Raw genomic sequence first — 20,343 nt, forward strand, 5'->3', positions numbered from 1 at the left:
AATCATCGCTTTGCGCTATTCTTTGGAATGCGAATAGTAATCATTATTTATCGCAATGTGGAGCGTTAATTACCAGTTGTGTCCTGAGCATCACGCAATTCTTGCTATTTGTTAACTCAAATCCTGTTAAGTCTTTTCAAAAAATTTACAAAAGAGCTAACATATATACATATGTTCCGTTTGGTTCGTTTTGTGAGTAACGTTGATGAAAATCCTTTCCGTGCGCGCCGTCGCGCTCCCCGCTCTGCTTTTACCGCTGGTATCCGCTGCGCCAACCGCTATCGCCGCTGAACAGACCATGGTAGTTACCGCCGCGCCGTCGGCAGTCTCTGAACTCGATACCCCCGCCGCCGTCAGCGTGGTTAACGGCGATGAGATGCGCCAGGCTGCGCCGCGGGTTAACCTCTCCGAGTCGCTGGGCGCGGTACCGGGACTACAGGTGCAAAACCGCCAGAACTACGCGCAGGATCTGCAGCTTTCAATTCGCGGCTTTGGCTCTCGCTCCACCTACGGGGTGCGCGGGCTGCGCATTTACGTCGATGGCATCCCGGCCACCATGCCCGACGGCCAGGGGCAAACCTCGAATATTGATATTGGCAGCCTCGATTCGCTTGAAGTGCTGCGCGGACCGTTTTCCGCCCTGTACGGTAACTCCTCCGGCGGGGTGATCAACGCTACCAGCCAGACCGGCGCCCAGCCGCCAACTCTCGAAGCCAGCAGCTATTATGGCAGCTTTGGTACCTGGCATTACGGCATGAAAGCAACCGGCGCGGTCGGCGACGGCACCCATGCGGGCGATGTCGACTATGTGGTCTCCACCAACCGCTTCACCACCCATGGCTCCCGCGACCATAGCGGCGCGCGTAAGAATCTCGCCAACGCGAAGCTCGGCGTGCGCATCAATGACGTCAGTAAGCTGACCCTGCTGTTTAACAGCGTGGATATTAAAGCTAATGACGCGGGCGGCCTGAGCTATGACGAATGGCAAAACAATCCGCGCCAGTCGCCGAGAGGCGATGAGTACAATACCCGTAAAACCATCAAACAGACCCAGGCCGGTTTACGCTACGAGCGACAGCTGAGCGAGCAGGACGATCTGAGCGTGATGATGTATGCCGGCGAGCGTGAGACCACGCAATATCAGTCGATCCCGCGTGCGCCGCAGCTCAAACCCACCCATGCGGGCGGCGTGATCGACCTGACGCGTCACTATCAGGGCATTGATACCCGCTGGACGCACCGTGGCGAGCTTCTGGTGCCGGTCACCTTTACCACCGGTCTCGACTACGAGACCATGAGCGAACGCCGCAAGGGTTACGAAAACTTTGTCATGAACAACGGCGCGCCGCAGTACGGGGAGAAAGGCGACCTGCGCCGCAACGAGCGCAACCTGATGTGGAACCTTGACCCTTATCTGCAAACCCAGTGGCAGCTCACCGAGAAGCTCTCTCTGGACGCCGGCGTGCGCTATAGCTCAGTCTGGTTCGATTCCAACGATTATTACATTACGCCGGGCAACGGCGATGACAGCGGCGAAGCCAGCTATCATAAATGGCTGCCGGCAGGCTCGCTGAAATATGCGGTAACCGACGCCTGGAATGTCTACGTCTCCGCCGGTCGCGGTTTCGAAACGCCGACGATCAATGAGCTTTCCTATCGCTCCGGCGACCAGGGCGGGCTGAATTTTGGCCTGCAGCCGTCGACCAACGAAACGGTTGAAATTGGCAGTAAGGCGCGAATCGGCAATGGCCTGTTAACTGCCGCGCTGTTCCAGACCGACACCGACAATGAGATTGTTGTCGATGCCAGCAGCGGGGGCCGTACCAGCTACAAAAACGCCGGGAAAACCCGTCGCCAGGGGATGGAACTGGGGCTGGATCAGCAGTTCGGCGAGAGCTGGCGTTTAAAAGCGGCCTGGACCTGGCTGGATGCGACCTATCGTACCAACGTCTGCGACGATGCCAGCTGTAAAGGTAATCGTATTCCGGGGATCGCCCGTAACATGGGCTACGCCTCCTTCGGCTACCAGCCCGAAAAAGGCTGGTACGCGGGCAGCGATATTCGCTATCTGAGCGATATTATGGCTAACGATGAGAACACCGCCAAAGCGCCGTCCTGGACAGTCGTCGGCCTGACGACCGGCTATAAATGGAGCTACGGAAAGATGGATATGGATCTGTTTGGCCGCGTCGATAACCTGTTTGACCGCCGCTACGCCGGTTCGGTTATCGTTAACGAATCCAATGGACGCTACTACGAACCGGCGCCGGGCCGCAACTACGGCATCGGGCTCAATCTGGCATGGCGATTTGAGTAACCCTTAACCGCTGAACCTCAAGGGGATCGCTTGCATGATCCCCTTGAGGATTAGCTGTGGCGGCTTGCTGACGTTAAATCACGTTTCTTAAGGACAATTCGAAGATAATCTTCTCCGCCTGGCAGGAGAAGGCAATTGAAGCCTCAAGCTTAACCTCATCACCGGCGGTCTCAATGGTATAGTCAACCTGCGGCGGCTCGCTGGCGGGTGCGGCGGCTTCGGCACGTTGGCGAACGGCCGCCAGGGTGGACTCAGCCTCTTCGCGGCTGACGAAGTTTTTCTCAACTCGCCATACGCAGTCCTCATTATCAATAATCGAACCTACATCAATGGCACAGCCTTTGGTACTGCATTTATCTACAACATCTTTCATTGCGGTTACCTCGTAAAATTTTCTTTAGAATAAGAATCCATTTGCGGAAAGCAAACCAATAATATTCGTATGGTTGAGTCGTTTTATCATTATACGCCACCGCGTGAAGCGACTTCTTGCGCCACCGCATGGCTACGCCCTGATTGCGCACAGATCGCGCATCCGTCCTGGCGAGAGAGCCCAAAATATCGGCAACCATTCGTGCACACCATCACACTATCCTGCGTTGAGCCTCGTCTATAGCGCTTTGCGGCGTTACCCTTGTCACAAAATAACGCCAACAAGGAGCTGCCATGGCACTGCCAGTGATTATCGATTGCGATCCGGGTCACGACGACGCGATCGCCCTCGTTCTTGCCCTCGCCTCACCCGAACTCGATGTGAAAGCCGTCACCTCCTCCGCCGGAAACCAGACACCGGAAAAAACGCTGCGCAACGTCTTGCGGATGCTCACCCTGCTTAAGCGCCCGGATATTCCGGTCGCCGGCGGCGCGCTTAAGCCGCTGATGCGGGAGCTGATTATCGCCGATAACGTGCATGGCGAGAGTGGGCTTGACGGCCCGGCGCTGCCGGAGCCGGGCTTTGCCGCGCAGGCCTGCACCGCCGTCGAGCTGATGGCGAAAACGCTGCGCGAAAGCGCCGGGCCGGTTACGATCGTTGCTACCGGTCCGCAAACCAACGTCGCCCTGTTGCTCAACAGCCACCCTGAACTGCATAGCAAAATTGCCCGCATCGTGATGATGGGCGGCGCCATGGTGCTGGGTAACTGGCAGCCGGCGGTCGAGTTTAATATCTACGTCGACCCGGAAGCGGCAGAGATCGTTTTCCAGTCCGGGATCCCGGTGGTGATGGCCGGGCTGGATGTCACCCACAAAGCGCAAATCCACGTCGAAGATATCGAGCGTTTCCGCCGTATCGGCAATCCGATATCCACTATCGTCGCCGAACTACTCGACTTTTTCCTTGAGTACCATAAGGATGAAAAATGGGGTTTTGTCGGCGCTCCGCTGCACGATCCTTGCACCATTGCCTGGCTGCTGAAGCCGGAGATGTTTACCACCGTTGAACGCTGGGTCGGCGTGGAAACGCAGGGGAAATATACGCAGGGAATGACGGTGGTCGATTTCTACAACCTGACCGGCAAGACGCCAAATACGACGGTGATGCTCGACATCGATCGCCGGGCCTTTGTCGATCTGCTGGCCGAGCGGCTGGCGTTTTACGCCTGATGGTCAAACTATCCGGCAGGCGCGAAGCCTGCCGGGTACATGATTACTCGTCAGGAGAGACGCGAACCACGACCTTACCGAAGTTCTCACCCTTCAGCAGGCCGATGAGCGCCTGCGGCGCGTTCTCCAGGCCGTCAACGACCTGCTCGCGGTATTTGATTTTCCCTGCCTGCACCCAGCGCCCCATCTCCTGCTGGAACTCCGCAATCCGGTGACCGTAATCCTGGCCGATGATAAAGCCCTGCATCCGAATGCGTTTTTTGAGGATCGTCGCCATCAGCAGCGGTAAACGATCCGGGCCAGCGGGCAGCGCGGTAGCGTTGTAACCGCTGACCAGGCCGCAGACCGGCACGCGGGCCGATGTGTTCAACAGCGGCAGCACTTCATCGAATACTTTGCCGCCAACGTTCTCATAGTAGATATCGATGCCCTGCGGGCACGCTTCTAACAGCTTAACGGCAAAATCGGGCGCGCGGTGATCGATACAGACGTCGAAACCCAGCGTCTCTACCGCATAACGGCACTTCTCGCTGCCGCCCGCAATGCCTACCGTACGGCATCCTTTCAGCTTCGCTATCTGGCCGACCGTGGCGCCGACCGGCCCGGTGGCGGCGGCTACCACCAGCGTCTCGCCCGCTTTTGGCTGGCCGATATCGAGCAGTCCCATGTAGGCGGTAAAGCCCGGCATACCGAGGATACCCAGCGCCCAGGAGGGGTGTTCCGGGTTATCGCCCAGCTTCACCAGCCCGCTGCCATCGGAAATCTCATAATCCTGCCAGCCGCCGTAGCCGAGCACCCAATCGCCGGGCTGATAATCAGCATGGTTCGACGTTACAACGCGGCTTACGGTGCCGCCCACCATCACCGCGCCAATGGCGACCGGCGGCGAGTAGGAAGGCGCGTCGCTCATCCGCCCGCGCATATAGGGATCTAATGACAGAAAGACGGTGCGCAGCAGCAGCTGCCCCGGCCCAGGAGAAGCGACCTCACCCTCTTCCAGGCGGAAGTTCTCCCCGGTCGGCTCGCCGTGCGGACGGGATGCCAGCAGCCAGCGGCGGTGGCGTTGCGGATTAAAAGCCATAACAAACTCCTCTTTTGACAAGTCTGTATTGAGGCTAGCTGCTTTCCCGTCAGCGCGCATTGACATTATGAGGCAGATTGATTGAGCCGGACGACCAGATAGACGCAGGGCTGCGTGGTTTCATTAATGAAGCGGCAGTCGTTCGGCGGCCCGAGCTCCAGACAATCCCCCGCCTGCATTTCGTGGCGCGTAGTGCCTTCGATAAACACCAGCTCGCCCTGCTGCAGCCAGATAAGCTGTCGCGCCAGGGCATAAGAAGCCGCCGGCATCGGAATATCGCTGCCCCCGGGCAGCTCCACCTGCACCAGATCGATAGGCAAATCGCTACGCGGCGACACGTGACGACGCAGATAGTGGCTCTGCGGGTCGTGCCACACCGGCTGATTAGCCAACCGCAGCAGCTTGCCTTCCTGCATCTCGGCGCGGGCGATCAGCGTCGACATACTGATGCCAAAGGCGCCGGAAAGCCGCCCAAGCATAGAGGCCGTCGGGCTGCTTTCGCCGCGCTCGATCTTGTGGATCATCGCCCGGGACGCGCCCGCCCGATCCGCCAGTTCGCTCAGCGACCAGCCGCGAGATTCCCGCTCAATACGGATGCGTGCGCTGATGCGCTGGTTCAGGTTGTCTTCTATAGTATTCATAGCGTGACACTATAGTGTAGGGCGTCTGTTTGCACAACCAGCCGAAAATGGCCGCTTATTCCGAGGAAAAGGCCCGACGTGATATTACGCCGGGCAATCTGGAGAAATCAGGGGATAATTAAACTTACATCCTTTAAGGCAATAAATGAAAAGAAAACGCCTCGACTAAATAAAGACGCGCAGGCCCACTGCGCCAAGATGATCGTCAATATTCCACGCCTCGTTATCGTTGCCCCAGGCTTTTTCGTAGCCGTATTCAAGATAGGTCACCGCGCTATTACCTAGCCAGTAATCAGTGCCTAATACCGTCGACTGGAAGTGCTGCCCGTCCATGGCATCCCCGCCCTGCGACCAGTTAAAATCAACGTACACTCCCCAGGCCGGCGTGATTTTAAACTGGGAGTCATATTCCAGGCCAAGCACCGTTTCCTGGTCATCACCATGCCGGGTATTACGATCGTAATGACCGCTGGTCGCCGCTTTAACATCATTAACTTTATTCAGATAATACGTCACCTCCGCGCCGTTATACCAGGCGTGGTCACCGACGTTGGCGGTATATTTTGCGTTCATCCCCATGGAATACGTATTGCCGTCATAGGCATCACCGTTATTATCGGTGTAATGAAAGCAGTGACCATTCGGGCCAAAACTCTGGCAGCCGCTGGCTGACCCGCTATTTACCGTGTAATGATTATAGGCAACGGCGCTGGAGACGGAGAATCCGTTATCCCAGCGATACTGCGCGGCGGCCGCGGCGCCGCCGTGAACGGTGGCTGAGCCATCGCGGTAAGCGTCATGCAGGTTCGGGCCATCGCCATAGGCCGCAAAGCCGATGCTGTCGACGTTGTCATTACCTTGCCCCATGACGCCAAGGGTCATATTTTTATCATTAAAATAGTAGATCGCCGCGGAATTAATAATATCCGTCGACATTCCGGCGGTATCATGTTTCGCCTTTCCACCCCAGGCATAGGTTGTGTCAATGCCCAGCCCCCAGTCTGTCGGCGCATATTGTTTACCGAAGGTCACTACACCATATCGATCGTTACCAATACCGGCATAAGCCTGCCGGGTATAAACATCGTTGCCCTGGTCATCTGTTGCGGAATCTAAACCATGAACGCCAGTCTCATAATAACCTACGGCATAATTACTCAGGCCGTTCAGATCAAAATTATGCCGTACGGCTACCCCCAGCCGTGAGTCATTATTCTGTATATTATGTTCCTGGCTATGATGAGAATCCGTTTTGGCCATTAAACGTACGGATCCTAAAATACCGATCGCCGTATCATCATTGCTCCACAGCGACTCCCCTTTAGTCTGCGTTGCGGTATAAGCCGGTGCCGCCTGTAGCACATTAGTTTCAGCCGCCATGGTGGTATTGACTAATACATTACCCATAATAATTGTCAGTATCGAAGGCACTACTACTTTCATATTTTTCCTACGCGCCATTGCTTCACCCTTATCAGCAAAATGAATCCCTGCGTATAAATACGCATAATGGTATGAATGGAATATCGTTATAAAATCCACCAGAGTTATGCCGTCTATTTTTCCATACGCACTCTGATTAATGACAATATATCTTCCGGGGTTAAGCTATTTCTATTGCGTAAAAATAAAAAAGGGAATGCTATCACAATGATTTGTATCATCTTCAATACAATCATGAAGTTATCGTGGCCACAACTTCATTACTAAATGTCATCAAAATATAAAACTGGTAAATAAAAATTGAAAATATGACTGTAGAGTAATAGTGATACGTTCAATCAGTTGTAAAACAGGAAGTATTGATTTGAATGATGAGACAGGAGAGTCCTGGACAGAGAACCGACGGATTCGGCAAGCCAGAGGAAAAATTTATGGCTAAAACAGATGACAGCCTTGCGTACATTATTGTAATAATAGCGTACTACTATAGTGTACAAGCCTGAGGGTTACCATGATCATCCGCCATGCCAGCAAAGACGATTGCGCGGCAATCGCAGAAATCTACAACCATGCGGTCGTCCATACCGCCGCCATCTGGAACGATAAAACTGTCGATACCGACAATCGCATCGCGTGGTATGAAGCCCGACAGATCGCCGGTTATCCGGTGCTGGTGAGCGAAGAAAACGGCGTCATTACCGGTTATGCTTCCTTCGGAGACTGGCGCGCCTTTGATGGCTTTCGCCATACCGTCGAGCATTCCGTATATGTCCATCCTGAGCATCAGGGCAAAGGGCTGGGCCGCAGCCTGCTGGTGGCCCTGATCGCCGAAGCTAAGCGATTGAATAAGCACGTGATGGTTGCCGGTATCGAAGCGCAAAATGAGGCTTCTTTACATCTGCACCACACGCTGGGCTTTATCACCACCGGACAGATGCCGCAGGTCGGCACGAAATTTGGCCGCTGGCTGGATTTGACCTTTATGCAGCTACAGCTTGACGATCGCCGCGATCCGGACGGCGGCGCATGAATCAGACGCTGACCCTGGCCTGTTTGATTGCCGCCGGCATTGGGCTGGTCGTGCAAAACACCCTGATGGTACGAATTACCCAGTCCGCATCGACCATTCTGATCGCTATGCTGCTGAACTCGCTGGTCGGCATCGTGATTTTTGTCACGATACTGCTGCTGAAGCACGGCGCGGCAGGGATTCAGGAGCTGGCGGTCAGCGTAAAGTGGTGGACGCTAATTCCGGGTTTGCTGGGTTCGTTCTTTGTCTTTGCCAGCATCAGCGGCTATCAGAACGTCGGGGCGGCGACCACCATCGCAGTATTGATTGCCAGTCAGTTGATCGGTGGCCTGGTGATGGATTTACTTCGCGCGCATGGCGTTCCGCTTCGCGCGCTGATTGGCCCACTCTGCGGTGCGGTAATGCTGGTTATCGGCGCCTGGCTGGTGGCCAGACGCCAGTTCTAGCGCCTGGCTTAGTGGATCTCGCCGCCGCGGGTCAACTGCTCCCGGCGCGCTTCCTGTTCCTCATGCTGCTGGCGGCCATGATGAGCAATAGCGTTACGCAAACGCTGCTGCTGCACGTAGCGCTCTTCTCGCCCCAGCCCGGCGTCGTCGCTTAATGTAATCAGCAGTTCGTTCATATGGCTAATGACGCTTTCGGCAATCGCCGCGTCCACGCGCGCGACGACCTCATCCAGATGCGACATGCTTCCTCCTTCCGGCTTAATTAAGTTTAACTTTGGAAAAATCGCTGCCCATCAGGCTCACGCTGTATCCGCTAACGTTACTGCGCGTCGCGTAGAAGGTTTTGCCGGTTGCCAGGGTGATCCATGGGGCCTGCTGATAAAAAATCTCCTGCGCCTGAGCGTAGAGTTTAGCGCGCTCCTGCGGGTCGCTCACCAGGATAGCCTTTTTCACCAGCGCATCGTAGGGCTTATCGCACCAGCGGGCAACGTTGGAGCCGGTTTTAATGTTATCGCAGCTTAACAGGGTACCGGCAAAGTTATCCGGATCGCCGTTATCTGACATCCAGCCAAACAGCGCGCTGTCATGCTCCCCTTTGCGCATACCGGCGAGGTACTCGCCCCACTCATAGGTGACGATTTTGGCTTTGATGCCAACTTTGCTCCAGTCGTTCTGGATCATTTCAGCGATACGGCGCGAATTAGGATTATACGGGCGCTGCACCGGCATCGACCAGAGGGTGACTTCGGCCCCTTTTTCCAGCCCGGCCTGTTTAAGGAGATCTGTCGCTTTTTGCGGATCGTAGTCGTAATCGGGCAGATCTTTCTTATAGCCCAGCATATTGGCAGGGATCGGCGATTTTGCAACGCTGCCGGACTCCAGGAACACCGCTTTCACGATCGCCTGCTTGTCGGTGGCATAGTTGAGCGCCTGCCGCACCAGCAGGTTATCGAACGGCTTTTTCTCGGTATTAAACGCCAGATAGCCGACGTTGAGCGCCTCAACCGAATGCAGCGCCAGATCTTTATTACCTTTAATCACCGGGAATTGTACCGGCGACGGCGCGGGAATAATCTGGCATTCATTGGTTTGTAGCTTCGCCAGCCGTGTCTCAACGTTCGGGGTGATCGAGAAGATCAGGTGTTTAGTCGGCACTTCACCATCCCAGTAGTGCGGGTTGGCAACATAGCGAATCAGCGAATCCACCTTATACTGCTGGAGGGCGTAAGGTCCGGTGCCGACAGGCCAGGTATCGATATACTCCGGCGTGCCTTTTTTCAGCATTGCATCGGCATATTCGGCAGACAGAATTGACGCAAAATCCATCCCCCAGTCGGCGAGGAATGCCGCATTCGGTTCGTTGAGCACAAACTGAATGTGGTAGTCATCGATCTTTTTGACCTCTTTAATCAGCTTATCCAGCCCGACGTCGTGAAAGTATTCGTATTGCCCGTGGGAAACATTGTGATAAGGATGATTCGCATCTTTCTGGCGCAGCACCGAGAACAGCACATCATCGGCGTTGAAATCGCGGGTCGGCTTAAAGAATTTATTGCTGTTGAACTGCACGCCTTTACGCAGGGTAAAGGTCCAGGTTTTGCCGTCCGGAGAGACGTTCCATTCCGTCGCGAGGGAAGGAACTGGCGTGTTTTTGACCGGATCAAAGTTTATCAGCCGGTTATACAGCACCTGAGAGCTGGCGACAAAAGAGGGCCCGGAACTGGCAATCTGCGGATTGAAGGATTCCGGAGAGGCTTCGGAGCAATAGACCAGCGTATCATCGCCCGCCGCCAGCGCGCTTGCCGCCGGCAGAAGTGCGCTCAACGCCAGCGCAATAAACGTTTTCCCTGTAGACATGGTTATAAGCCTTATGAATTTGTTATAAGTCCTTTAATAACAGCACAGGGGAATTCAACCGGCAAATAATCAATTGGTATCAGGTTATGCTAAAAACCGCATTTTCGCCGATTAATTCAGCATCTCTACTTTCACTCCCCCCTCGATTTCAGTCATAAATGTGAAGCGTGCGAAAGGTTGCGAAAAAACAGGGCGATAACCGCCCGGACGGCATCACGCGGCGGCGCAACCCGGTACACTCGGCAAATCGCAACGCCAGGAGAAACCTACAATGACAATAACCTGCACTCTCTACACCAACGGCCAGTGGCACGATGCGGAAGGCCATGCCACTTTTACCCGCCACAACCCGCTGACGCAAGAAAACGCCTCCGTTGCCAGCGCCGCCAGCCTGGCTGACGCTCGCCGCTGCGCCGATACCGCCGGCGCGGCGTATCCGCAATGGCGCGATACGATACCCGCAGAACGGCGACGCCTCCTGCTGGACGCTGCCGAAGAGATGCTGCGCCGTGAGGCGAAGTTTATTGCCGCGATGGCGGCCGAAACGGGAGCCACCGCGCACTGGGCCGGTTTTAACGTGCATCTGGCCGCCGATATCCTGCGCGAAGCCGCCGCATTGACCACGCAAATCGAAGGCCAGGTGATCCCCTCTAACGTGCCGGGAAATCTGGCGTTGGGCATCCGTCAGGGGGCGGGCGTCGTACTCAGCATGGCGCCGTGGAACGCACCATTGATTCTGGCGACTCGCGCTATCGCCACGCCGCTGGCCTGCGGAAATACGGTTATTCTCAAAGGCGCGGAGCTCTCGCCGGCGACTCAGGGGCTAATTATCGATGCCCTGGCGGCGGCGGGCTTCCCCGCCGGCGTGGTGAATTATCTGACCTGCACTCCCGCCGACGCTCCTGCGCTGGTGGAGTCTCTAATAGCGCACCCCGCCGTACGTCGCATCAACCTCACCGGTTCCACGCCGGTAGGACGGATTATCGCCCGCACCTGCGGGGAGCATCTGAAACCGGCGGTGCTTGAACTGGGCGGCAAGGCACCGCTGCTGGTGCTCGACGACGCTGACCTCGAACAGGCGGCTGCGGGCGCCGTTTTTGGCGCATTCGCCAACGCCGGACAAATCTGCATGTCGACCGAGCGCATCATTGTGGATGCGGCCGTCGCGGAAGAGTTTGTGGCGCTGCTAGCCAGGCGCGCGGCGGCCCTGCCCGCCAGCCTGCTCGGCCCGGTGGTAGAGATGAAGACCGTCACCCGCTGCAATGCCTTGATAGAGGATGCGCTGGCGAAGGGCGCGCGCCTGCTCACAGGCGGCACATCCAATTCGACGCAAATGCGCGCCACCCTGCTCGATGGCGTCACCCGGGAAATGCGCATCTGGCATGAGGAATCGTTCGGCCCGGTAAAATCGATTATTCGCGTTCAGAACGAAGCCGAAGCGCTGGCCGTCGCGAACGAAAGCGAATATGGCCTCTCGTCGGCGATATACAGTCGGGACAGCGCCCGGGCGTGGAACCTGGCGCAAAATCTGCAAACCGGCATTTGCCACATCAACGGCCCCACCGTGCACGATGAAGCGCAAATGCCGTTTGGCGGCTGTAAATCATCGGGCTATGGCCGCTTTGGCGGACGCGCGGGGATTGCCGAGTTTACTGAGCTGCGCTGGATCACGCTGCAAACGCTCCCGCGCGAGCTGCCGTTTTAAGTTTCACGGCCGCCAATGGTTCTTGAATTCCCACAGGCGATTAAAGGCCACGTCATCCAGCTGTCGTTCTGCGGAAATATTGCCGCGGAACGGTCGGGAGGTGGTGGCCGCAGCGCCCCATGGGGAAAGCCGATCGTAGCTTTGATCGATAGCGCTGTTGGCGATCAGCACCTGTCCGTTGGCGGTCTGCCCCGCTAAATAGCCGGTCTTGCCTGCCCCCTGATCCCAGGCGCGGCCCAGCTTTGCCTTGAAACTGCCCTGATAGCCGCTGTCGCCGGTAAAGCGGCTGTTCTTCACCAGAAAGCCGTATGGATTATCCGGCAACGTGTTCGGCGCCAGCACGTAAGCCTCGGGAGAACGGCGCGTCGAGACGGTGTGGAAATGCACATTGTCAAAGACCGCATTCGCCCGGCCGAAGACATAATCCACGTCCCCTTCGACGTAGCTGTCTTTGACGTATACGCGGCTAATGCGATCCGTCACCGCTTCATTACGCAGGTTGCTGGTATTCAAATAGAGCGTATCCTGGCGTCCCAGCAAACGGACTTTCTCCAGCTGCACGCGATCGCCATCCGTCCGCAGAGCCACCCCCTGGTGGGTACCGCCATCAACGGTATCCAGCAGACTGTTGGCTACGCTAAGATTAACCAGCTGGAAATCAGCGCTTTGCGACCACATCACCGCCGCGCAGTTGGTGCCTATTGTCTTACTGGTACGCCCGGCGCAAAGCGCATACTGGTACCAGGCGGGGTCGCCTTCACGATACTGATGCTGGCCGTTCACCTGCTCGCGATAGCGCTGCGCAGAAAATTGTGAATCCAGCGCCAGCTCAATCCTGACCTCTTCGGGCTGCTCTCCCGCGCCATAAAGGGTTATCGGCGGCGCCCCTGCGGGGATATAGACCGTTTCCCGATAGATGCCTGGCTCGATACGGATATAGATACGCTCATTCTTTGCCGAATGCTGGGCTATTGCCGCATTAACCGCCTGCTGAATGCGAGAGTACGGCGCTCCCGCAGGCGCCACGCGCCAGGCGCTTTCCGTTTGCGGAAGGCTAACTGGCGATGGCGACCATGGCCCATCCGGGGCACTCAACGCGCCGCCCTGCGCAAAATAGCGCTCCATGGTGAAGCTTGCCGCTTCCGCCGCCGTAAGCTGCGGGCGGGAAGCCGTCCCGCGCGGATGTTGCGTTACGCACCCTTGCAGAAGCAGAGGCGTACAGAGTAAAGCCGAGAGACCCAGGATGTTGATTATTCGCATTTCACGCTCGCCACATATAAAAGAAACGGAATATCAAAATAAATGAAATATTGTTTCTTTTTGTATGTAGCGATCACGAATCAGATTTCTGCCTCAATGCTGGCATAAAAATTGTCCAGCGTGCGGGCCAGCGCCGATGGGTTTTCCCACGCCATTGAATGCCCGGCCTGCGGGATCGCTAACAGCGGGATCCCCGTCGCGACAGTATCCGTCGCTTCTTGAGCCGGTAACGAATGCTCTCCGTAAATCAGGGCCTTAGGACAGGATAAATGGATAAAGCGGGTAAACCAGGACGGATTAGCGCCCTTCACCAGGCTGGACGCTCCGCGCCACACCGCCCACGGAGCGCTGTTTTGCAGGCAACCGGCCCAGGGCGAGGTTTCGGCACTGAGCATCTCGGCATAGCCCCGGGCAATAAAGCGCTCTTCGGTTTGTTCCGCGATGCGCCTGCTGTACATCCCGCCCCCGGGATAGAGATTGGGTTCGGCCACCAGCAGCCCCAGCACCCGTTCGGCGAGCCGTTCTGCGGCTTCAATCGCCACGCTGCCGCCCATGCTGTGACCATACAAGTAGCAGCGCGTTAGCCCTAAGCAATCCAGAAGCTCAACTATCACTCCGGCCTGATCGCCAATGCGATAGCCGAAAGATGGCGGCTTGTCGCTGTAGCCGTATCCGGGTAAATCGACCAGAATCGTTCGCCGTCCGGCCAGCGCAGGATCGGCGGCCACGCGAGGATAGTCATAGGTTGAGGCGCAGCCCAGGCCGTGGATAAAGATAATCGGTTCACCGCGGCCGGGCAGGTCCAGCCAGCGCACGTTGCCGCCGGCCTGAGAGGAATAGAAACTGTTCATCGAAGATCATCCGTTAGTTGAGCCTGTTTTTTTATACAGTCATCACTAAAAGTTAGCCATCGATTTTTCAATCAGAACAAAGAGACCAGCAACGCCATGGGAAAGCTGAACGGCCATGTCGCGCCAATCAGCAGCGCCGCCAGCAGGCGGATCCAGCGGCTCTCTTTCGTTAAGAACCAGCTTATTACCGCGCAGATACAGCCCATAACTGCATAAAAAACCAGCATTTTCTGGTACAACGTCATTTTTCTTCTTCCTTCCCTGAGAGGCATTTTCGCGTCAAGCGATGCCTTTTCGTACCCCAGCGTACGTCAGAGTTTATGGCATAATAAAACGAGTCACGGCTTTAATTTTCAGAAATACGCCCGATTCGGCTTAGTCCGATAGCGCAACCTTTGACCTCGTACTATAACTGTAGAGGCTAATTCATTAAGGTGGCGTTATGGATGTTTCCAGCAAAACCGTCCTTCTGATAAATGTCGGCGCAGCGCTTGCGCTAATCGGCCTGTTGTCCGTTCGTTTTGGTTGGTTCTAGCGATTTTACTCAGCAATGAAACCTAAAAAAGCAGCCTTTGAAGGCTGCTTTTTTACGATTTAATAGCGCCTGCCTCAGCTGCAGAGGCGTGTTGTTGCACGGTCATCAGCTTCTGCAATTCAGGATCCCACGCCGGTAGCAGGTCAACTTTTTCACTGTCCCACGCGGCTGCAGCGCAAACCGCTTCTGCTACGCCCTGTTTTTCACAATCAACAATCTGTTTAGCGGGAAAATTCCCGTAAAGCATCGCTGTGGCGCAGGCCACGAAGAGAAAACACGCTATTTTTTTCAAAACTATATCAACGTCGAAGCAACAAATTGCGCCGAATGTTCGCATGAGCGGCTATATAAAGTCAAACCCGCTTCCCTGCCCCACCAGCCGTCACCATCGCGTATTATTTAACATAAACATTACATATTCGCTAACTTTAAAGGGGAGCACGAAAATATTAATGGCGATAAATGAATATCTCTTGCCTTTCAGAACTTATTCTCACAACCCGCAATTAATAACACCTCTATTTATGTGGTTATATATTTGATGGCTTAAGTTTAAATAAGCCTTATTTGCCGCAATCAGCGCTGCGCGCTATTCTCCGAAGCTCACGGGCCTTTCCTGGCGCAGGGCAATTGTTCACTATTCTTTATCCAATCATCAGCATTGAGCCAAGAGGCGATCATCATAATTAGCGGGTTCAATGGCGGCCAAGATGCAGTAAAACGGGTTAAAAAGATAAAACATCATTACTTATCAATAGCTTACAAAATCAAAGTAGCGATAAAACTTTTCTGTCGAGTTTAAATGATAAGAAATATCATTTGCCTTGTTTCGCATAAAATCATACATTCATAATTACAAGTTATGCGAAGCTTGTTTTTTACTCATTGCTTTTTGAGGTGGTACATGTCCGGAATCGCCGTGCTTATTGTGGCGTTAATTTTACTTATTGCTGCAATTTATAATCTTTTTTCTTATGTTCGCGAGCGTCGTCAATCAAGTTTACCGAGCAAAAAAAACAAACGTTAGCCTGTTAATCATTTGCCAAAAAATAAATAACGCCGTACATATTTAATTTCTGATGACCTGATATCAGGCAAAATCACAGCAACAAGTTAATATCTCCAGCGCAACAAAAAGCCCCTGCATTACCTGCAGGGGCTGGCGAACTTTTCCGTCAGTTAACGAGAGGACCCGGAAGAGCGCATCCCTCGCCCCGGGGACTAACCGGCCCCATCCGGCGCTTATCTCCGGCACTCATCATGGCTTAGCTCTTGAAGGGGCTTAAGAATATTCTCATAAACGCACGCTTCTGTTTTAACATTTTTTGCTATGGTAACTATTAGCAGGCTAATCTGAATCACTCATCCTCTATCCGTGCTTGATCATCACATGACGGATGGTCGTATAATCCTCCAGGCCATACATCGACATATCCTTGCCGTAGCCGGAGAGCTTCTGCCCGCCATGCGGCATTTCGCTAACCAGCATAAAATGCGTATTGACCCAGGTACAGCCATACTGCAGGCGGGCGCTGAGCCGGTGCGCTCTGCCGACATCGCGAGTCCATACCGACGAGGCAAGACCATATTGGGAATCGTTGGCCCAGCACAGCGCTTGCTCTTCATCGCTAAATGCGGTGATGCTGACAACCGGACCAAAAACCTCCCGCTGCACAATCGCATCGTCCTGCTTCGCCCCTGCCAGCAGCGTGGGCTGGAAGTAGTAACCATTGCCCGGCGCTTTGCTGCCGCCAGTCACCACCTGAATATGCGGCAAGGCACGAGCCGCATCGACGGCGGCGCTGACCCTGTCCAGATGCGCCTGCGAGCTCAGCGGGCCCAGTTCGGTCGTTTCATCGTCCGGCGGTCCAATCTTCAGGCTGGCGACCGCCGCGCCGAGCTTTTCCACCAGTTGGTCATAGATTCCGGCCTGCGCGTAAATGCGGCAGGCGGCGGTACAGTCCTGACCGGCGTTATAAAACCCAAAGGTCCGTACCCCCTCCACCACCGCGTCAATATCCGCATCATCAAAGACGATAACCGGCGCCTTCCCGCCCAGCTCCATATGGGTTCGCTTAATCGACGCCGCGGTATGGCCGATAATATGCGCGCCGGTAGCAATCGAGCCGGTTAGCGACACCATGCGAACCCGGGCATGGGCGGTCAGCGGATCGCCGACGGTTGCTCCGCGCCCGAACAGGACATTAAGCACCCCGGCGGGGAAAATCTCCTGCGCCAGTTCACCTAACTTCAGCGCGGTGAGCGGAGTGATCTCAGAGGGTTTTATTACCACGCAGTTGCCTGCCGCCAGCGCTGGCGCCAGTTTCCAGGCCGCCATCATGAGCGGATAGTTCCACGGCGCGATAGAAGCCACCACGCCGACCGGATCGCGGCGGATCATCGAGGTGTGGCCTTCGAGGTATTCACCTGCCGCCATACCCGGCAGACAGCGCGCTGCACCGGCGAAAAATCGGAAAACATCGGCAACCGCCGGTAGCTCATCGTTGACCACGCAGTGCAGCGGTTTGCCGCAGTTCAACGACTCCAGTTGAGCCAGCTCCTGGGCATGTTCAGTAATCAGATCCGCCAGCCGCAGCAGGCATTCGGCGCGGGTTTTCGGCGTCGTCTGACTCCAGCCGGCAAAGGCCAGGTCAGCGGCGTCAACCGCGGCATCAACCTGCGTCGCAGAGGCCTCCGCAATCGACAAAATCTCTTCGCCGGTGGCTGGATTAAACACCGGCACAGTCTCGCCTTCGCCAGCCACTAACTTACCGTTTATCAAAAGGTTATTTTGCATAGCATTATCCTGTATCGGTTTTTTATTTTCCATTTTCCGCGCTGATGTCGCCGTCACGAGTGAGCCACCAGGCCCCCAGAATCGGAAACATCGTCACCAGCATGACCAGCAGCGCGACGACGTTGGTGACCGGGACATCGCGCGGGCGCCCGAGCTGATTAAGCAACCAGAGCGGCAGCGTACGCTCGTGCCCGGCGGTAAACGTGGTCACGATAATTTCATCAAACGACAGAGCAAACGCCAGCATTCCCCCCGCCAGCAGCGCCGATCCCAGATTGGGCAGTACCACGTAACGAAAGGTTTGCCCGCCGGTTGCGCCTAAATCCATCGACGCTTCCACCAGACTCCATGAAGTGCGGCGAAAGCGGGCAATCACGTTGTTAAATACCACGACCACGCAGAAGGTCGCGTGTCCCACGACGATAGTCAGCAGCCCTGGTTCCAGATTGACGGCCTTAAAGGCGGTCAGCAGCGCAAGCCCGGTAATAATGCCGGGCAGCGCGATCGGTAATAGCAGCAGTAGCGACACGGCGTTTTTGCCAAAAAACGTGCTGCGCCACAGCGCACCTGCAGCCAGCGTGCCAAGTACGAGAGCGATGGCGGTCGACAGCGCGGCGATTTTTAGTGACAACGTCACGGAATCGATAATATCGCTACGCCCCGCCGCTTCGCTAAACCAGCGCAGCGTCAGGCCTGCAGGCGGAAAGCTGAAGGCGGCGTCTTCGGTATTGAATGCGTAGAGAGCGATAATCAGCAGCGGGAAATGCAGGAATATCACGCCACCCCAGGTGGCGACCTTCAGGAACAGCGGTGCGCGATCAGAGTGCATCAAATGCTCCCAGACGTTTCACGAACGCCAGATAGAGGGCAATCAGTACAATGGGCACCAGGGTAAACGCCGCCGCCATCGGCATGTTGCCAATCGCCCCCTGCTGGGAATAGACCATATTGCCGATAAAGAATCCCGGCGGCCCCACCAACTGCGGCACGATAAAATCGCCCAGCGTCAGGGAGAAGGTAAAAATGGACCCCGCCGCAATGCCGGGGATCGCTAACGGCAGCACCACATAGCGAAAGGTCTGGCGCGGACGGGCGCCAAGATCGGCGGAGGCCTGCAGCAATGAAGACGGCAGGCGTTCCAGCGCCGCCTGCACCGGCAGGATCATAAACGGCAGCCAGATATAGACGAACACCAGGAAGCGCCCCAGCCCAGAGGTCGACAGCGTATTGCCGCCGACCGCCGGGATCGTCAGCACCATGCTCAGTACGCTTTCCAGACCAAGATGGCGCAGGAACCACTGGGCGACGCCATCTTTAGCCAGCAGCAGCGTCCAGGCATAGGCTTTGACGATATAGCTCGCCCACATCGGCAACATCACGGCGATATAGAAAAAGGCTTTCATCTTGCCACGGGTATAGCGGGCCATATACCAGGCCATGGGCAGTGCCAGAATCGCGCTGGCGACGGTCACCGATAGCGCCATCACCAGCGTGCGCACAATAATGTCGTAGTTAGCCGGATTAAACAGCGCGCGCAGATTGGCCAGCGTCAGGTCATTGGTGACCGACATGGTAAAATCATCAAAGGTATAGAAGCTTTGCCACAAAAGGGTCAACAACGACCCCAGATAGACAATGCCAAACCACATGAGCGGCCCCAGCAGTAGCAGAAACAGAGCCAGCGAGGGATGACGCCAGAAGGTGCCGGCCAGGCGTCCGCCTCCGGCAGAGGGTATCGCCATCGTCATATCACCCTCCGCTCTCCAGGGGGACCATCGCCGCACGCGACCATGAAGCCAGCACCTGTTGCCCTACCGGAGGGGCGTTCAGCGCAGCCTGACCATCGACATTCGCCTGACTCACCAGCAGCTTCTCGCCGTCAGCCAGCTTCAGCTCGACGCGCGTGGCGGCGCCCATATACTGCACCGCCTGCACGATCCCCTGAATCTGCACCTCCCCGCCGGCATTCAGCCGAATATGCTCCGGACGCAGCGACCAGGCGCCCGTCATCGCGCACAGCTTTTGCGCCAGCTCGCTGCTAAACACATTGGCGGTACCGACAAACCCGGCGACAAACGCCGTTCTTGGCCGCAAATAGAGATCCTGAGGCGCATCAACCTGCTCAATGCGTCCCTGATTAAAGACCGCCACGCGGTCAGACATCGACAGGGCCTCTCCCTGATCGTGGGTCACAAAAATGAAGGTGATGCCCAGCGCCTGCTGCAGTTTTTTCAGCTCCAGCTGCATCTGTTCGCGCAGTTTTAGATCCAGTGCCCCCAGCGGTTCATCCAGCAGCAGGACCCTGGGCTGATTCACCAGCGCCCGGGCGATGGCTACCCGCTGGCGCTGGCCGCCGGAAAGCTGAGAAGGCTTGCGCGCATGCACAAAAGCGAGCGCCACCTTCTCCAGCGCCTCCTGCGCACGGGCGTGGCGCTCCTTTTTGCCGATCCCCTTAACCATCAACCCGTAGGCGACGTTATCGAGTACCGACATATGAGGAAACAGCGCATAATCCTGGAAAACGGTATTCACATCGCGCTGCCAGGGCGGCAGCGCGCTGGCCGGTTGGCCAAAAATACGTATCGTCCCGCCCGAAAGCTGTTCAAATCCGGCAATCAGGCGCAGGCAGGTGGTTTTGCCGGAGCCAGATGGCCCCAGCATAGAGAAAAACTCGCCGTCGCGAATAGCGATGCTGACGCCATCCACCGCCCGCACGTCGCCGTACAGGCGCGAAATATTATCCAGCTCTACCGCGTGCATGTTCTTCGCCTCCGGCGA

At 56.0% G+C, this 20,343-nt stretch carries 21 protein-coding genes; 7 read left to right on the plus strand and 14 right to left on the minus strand.

What is annotated here, in order from left to right; translation table 11 throughout:
• The first annotated feature begins 205 nt into the window (after positions 1-205).
• Positions 206-2,317 carry a TonB-dependent receptor PqqU gene (gene pqqU, locus K2184_RS15480; protein WP_004101853.1) on the plus strand — a complete coding sequence of 704 codons (2,112 nt, stop codon included), beginning with the start codon at positions 206-208 and terminating at the stop codon, positions 2,315-2,317.
• Positions 2,318-2,390: 73 nt separating this feature from the next.
• Here pqqU and K2184_RS15485 read toward each other — a convergent pair whose 3' ends face one another.
• Positions 2,391-2,690 carry a DUF406 domain-containing protein gene (locus K2184_RS15485; protein ID WP_017145949.1) on the minus strand — a complete coding sequence of 100 codons (300 nt, stop codon included), beginning with the start codon at positions 2,688-2,690 and terminating at the stop codon, positions 2,391-2,393.
• 293 nt (positions 2,691-2,983) lie between these two features.
• Between K2184_RS15485 and rihA the strand changes: the two genes are divergently transcribed.
• Positions 2,984-3,919, plus strand: a complete 936-nt coding sequence (rihA, locus tag K2184_RS15490; protein ID WP_004101849.1) for a pyrimidine-specific ribonucleoside hydrolase RihA — start codon at positions 2,984-2,986, stop codon at positions 3,917-3,919.
• 43 nt (positions 3,920-3,962) lie between these two features.
• Here the strand turns inward: rihA and K2184_RS15495 are convergent, their stop codons facing one another.
• The 3 genes from K2184_RS15495 to K2184_RS15505 form a co-directional block, all read right to left on the minus strand.
• On the minus strand, positions 3,963-5,000 hold the full coding sequence (locus K2184_RS15495; protein ID WP_004112778.1) for an NADP-dependent oxidoreductase: 1,038 nt from the start codon (positions 4,998-5,000) through the stop codon (positions 3,963-3,965).
• Positions 5,001-5,065: 65 nt separating this feature from the next.
• Positions 5,066-5,641: a helix-turn-helix domain-containing protein gene (locus K2184_RS15500; RefSeq protein ID WP_004101846.1), complete on the minus strand. Its 576-nt coding sequence runs from the start codon at positions 5,639-5,641 to the stop codon at positions 5,066-5,068.
• 165 nt (positions 5,642-5,806) lie between these two features.
• Positions 5,807-7,102: a porin gene (locus tag K2184_RS15505; RefSeq protein WP_053064855.1), complete on the minus strand. Its 1,296-nt coding sequence runs from the start codon at positions 7,100-7,102 to the stop codon at positions 5,807-5,809.
• 493 nt (positions 7,103-7,595) lie between these two features.
• Here K2184_RS15505 and K2184_RS15510 point away from each other — a divergent pair, with 493 nt between their 5' ends.
• A complete protein-coding gene (locus tag K2184_RS15510) occupies positions 7,596-8,114 on the plus strand; it encodes a GNAT family N-acetyltransferase (protein ID WP_004112774.1) in 519 nt (172 codons plus the stop codon).
• Positions 8,111-8,560, plus strand: a complete 450-nt coding sequence (locus K2184_RS15515; protein ID WP_004101838.1) for a DMT family transporter — start codon at positions 8,111-8,113, stop codon at positions 8,558-8,560. The genes K2184_RS15510 and K2184_RS15515 overlap by 4 nt, the downstream gene beginning before the upstream one ends.
• 8 nt (positions 8,561-8,568) lie before the next feature.
• Here the strand turns inward: K2184_RS15515 and K2184_RS15520 are convergent, their stop codons facing one another.
• Positions 8,569-8,802, minus strand: coding sequence for a DUF2526 family protein (locus tag K2184_RS15520; RefSeq protein ID WP_004101835.1), 234 nt, complete (start codon positions 8,800-8,802; stop codon positions 8,569-8,571).
• A 16-nt stretch (positions 8,803-8,818) separates the two neighbouring features.
• Positions 8,819-10,417 (minus strand): ABC transporter substrate-binding protein, encoded by a 1,599-nt coding sequence (locus K2184_RS15525; protein WP_049127778.1) that lies wholly within the window; start codon positions 10,415-10,417, stop codon positions 8,819-8,821.
• A 271-nt stretch (positions 10,418-10,688) separates the two neighbouring features.
• Here K2184_RS15525 and K2184_RS15530 point away from each other — a divergent pair, with 271 nt between their 5' ends.
• Entirely contained in the window at positions 10,689-12,122 is a 1,434-nt protein-coding gene (locus tag K2184_RS15530; protein WP_163525586.1) for an aldehyde dehydrogenase, read from the plus strand.
• Positions 12,123-12,125: 3 nt separating this feature from the next.
• On the opposite strand, the gene K2184_RS15535 is transcribed toward K2184_RS15530, so the two are convergent.
• The 3 genes from K2184_RS15535 to K2184_RS15545 form a co-directional block, all read right to left on the minus strand.
• A complete protein-coding gene (locus K2184_RS15535) occupies positions 12,126-13,382 on the minus strand; it encodes a putative acyl-CoA thioester hydrolase (protein ID WP_049127777.1) in 1,257 nt (418 codons plus the stop codon).
• Positions 13,383-13,462: 80 nt separating this feature from the next.
• Entirely contained in the window at positions 13,463-14,233 is a 771-nt protein-coding gene (locus K2184_RS15540) for an alpha/beta fold hydrolase (protein WP_163525584.1), read from the minus strand.
• 71 nt (positions 14,234-14,304) lie between these two features.
• Positions 14,305-14,478 (minus strand): GhoT/OrtT family toxin, encoded by a 174-nt coding sequence (locus K2184_RS15545; protein ID WP_004101823.1) that lies wholly within the window; start codon positions 14,476-14,478, stop codon positions 14,305-14,307.
• A gap of 197 nt (positions 14,479-14,675) precedes the next feature.
• Between K2184_RS15545 and yncL the strand changes: the two genes are divergently transcribed.
• Entirely contained in the window at positions 14,676-14,768 is a 93-nt protein-coding gene (gene yncL / locus K2184_RS15550; protein ID WP_004101822.1) for a stress response membrane protein YncL, read from the plus strand.
• 52 nt (positions 14,769-14,820) lie between these two features.
• On the opposite strand, the gene K2184_RS15555 is transcribed toward yncL, so the two are convergent.
• The gene (locus tag K2184_RS15555) at positions 14,821-15,105 is read right to left on the minus strand and encodes a hypothetical protein (RefSeq protein WP_016807852.1); all 285 of its coding nucleotides are present in this window, start codon (positions 15,103-15,105) and stop codon (positions 14,821-14,823) included.
• 567 nt (positions 15,106-15,672) lie between these two features.
• Here K2184_RS15555 and K2184_RS15560 point away from each other — a divergent pair.
• Positions 15,673-15,795, plus strand: a complete 123-nt coding sequence (locus tag K2184_RS15560) for a small membrane protein (protein WP_004101819.1) — start codon at positions 15,673-15,675, stop codon at positions 15,793-15,795.
• Positions 15,796-16,137: 342 nt separating this feature from the next.
• Here the strand turns inward: K2184_RS15560 and patD are convergent, their stop codons facing one another.
• From patD to K2184_RS15580, 4 genes are read right to left on the minus strand one after another with little or no spacing between them, the layout of a single operon-like run.
• The gene (patD, locus tag K2184_RS15565; protein ID WP_016807853.1) at positions 16,138-17,565 is read right to left on the minus strand and encodes an aminobutyraldehyde dehydrogenase; all 1,428 of its coding nucleotides are present in this window, start codon (positions 17,563-17,565) and stop codon (positions 16,138-16,140) included.
• A gap of 22 nt (positions 17,566-17,587) precedes the next feature.
• Positions 17,588-18,394, minus strand: a complete 807-nt coding sequence (locus tag K2184_RS15570) for an ABC transporter permease (protein ID WP_004101815.1) — start codon at positions 18,392-18,394, stop codon at positions 17,588-17,590.
• The gene (locus K2184_RS15575; protein ID WP_004112757.1) at positions 18,384-19,313 is read right to left on the minus strand and encodes an ABC transporter permease; all 930 of its coding nucleotides are present in this window, start codon (positions 19,311-19,313) and stop codon (positions 18,384-18,386) included. The genes K2184_RS15570 and K2184_RS15575 overlap by 11 nt, the downstream gene beginning before the upstream one ends.
• 1 nt (position 19,314) lies before the next feature.
• The gene (locus K2184_RS15580) at positions 19,315-20,325 is read right to left on the minus strand and encodes an ABC transporter ATP-binding protein (RefSeq protein ID WP_196552888.1); all 1,011 of its coding nucleotides are present in this window, start codon (positions 20,323-20,325) and stop codon (positions 19,315-19,317) included.
• Positions 20,326-20,343 lie beyond the last annotated feature (18 nt).

The organism is Klebsiella sp. K5-306 (assembly GCF_051835185.1).
In the GTDB taxonomy this organism is placed as follows: Bacteria; Pseudomonadota; Gammaproteobacteria; order Enterobacterales; family Enterobacteriaceae; genus Klebsiella; species Klebsiella oxytoca.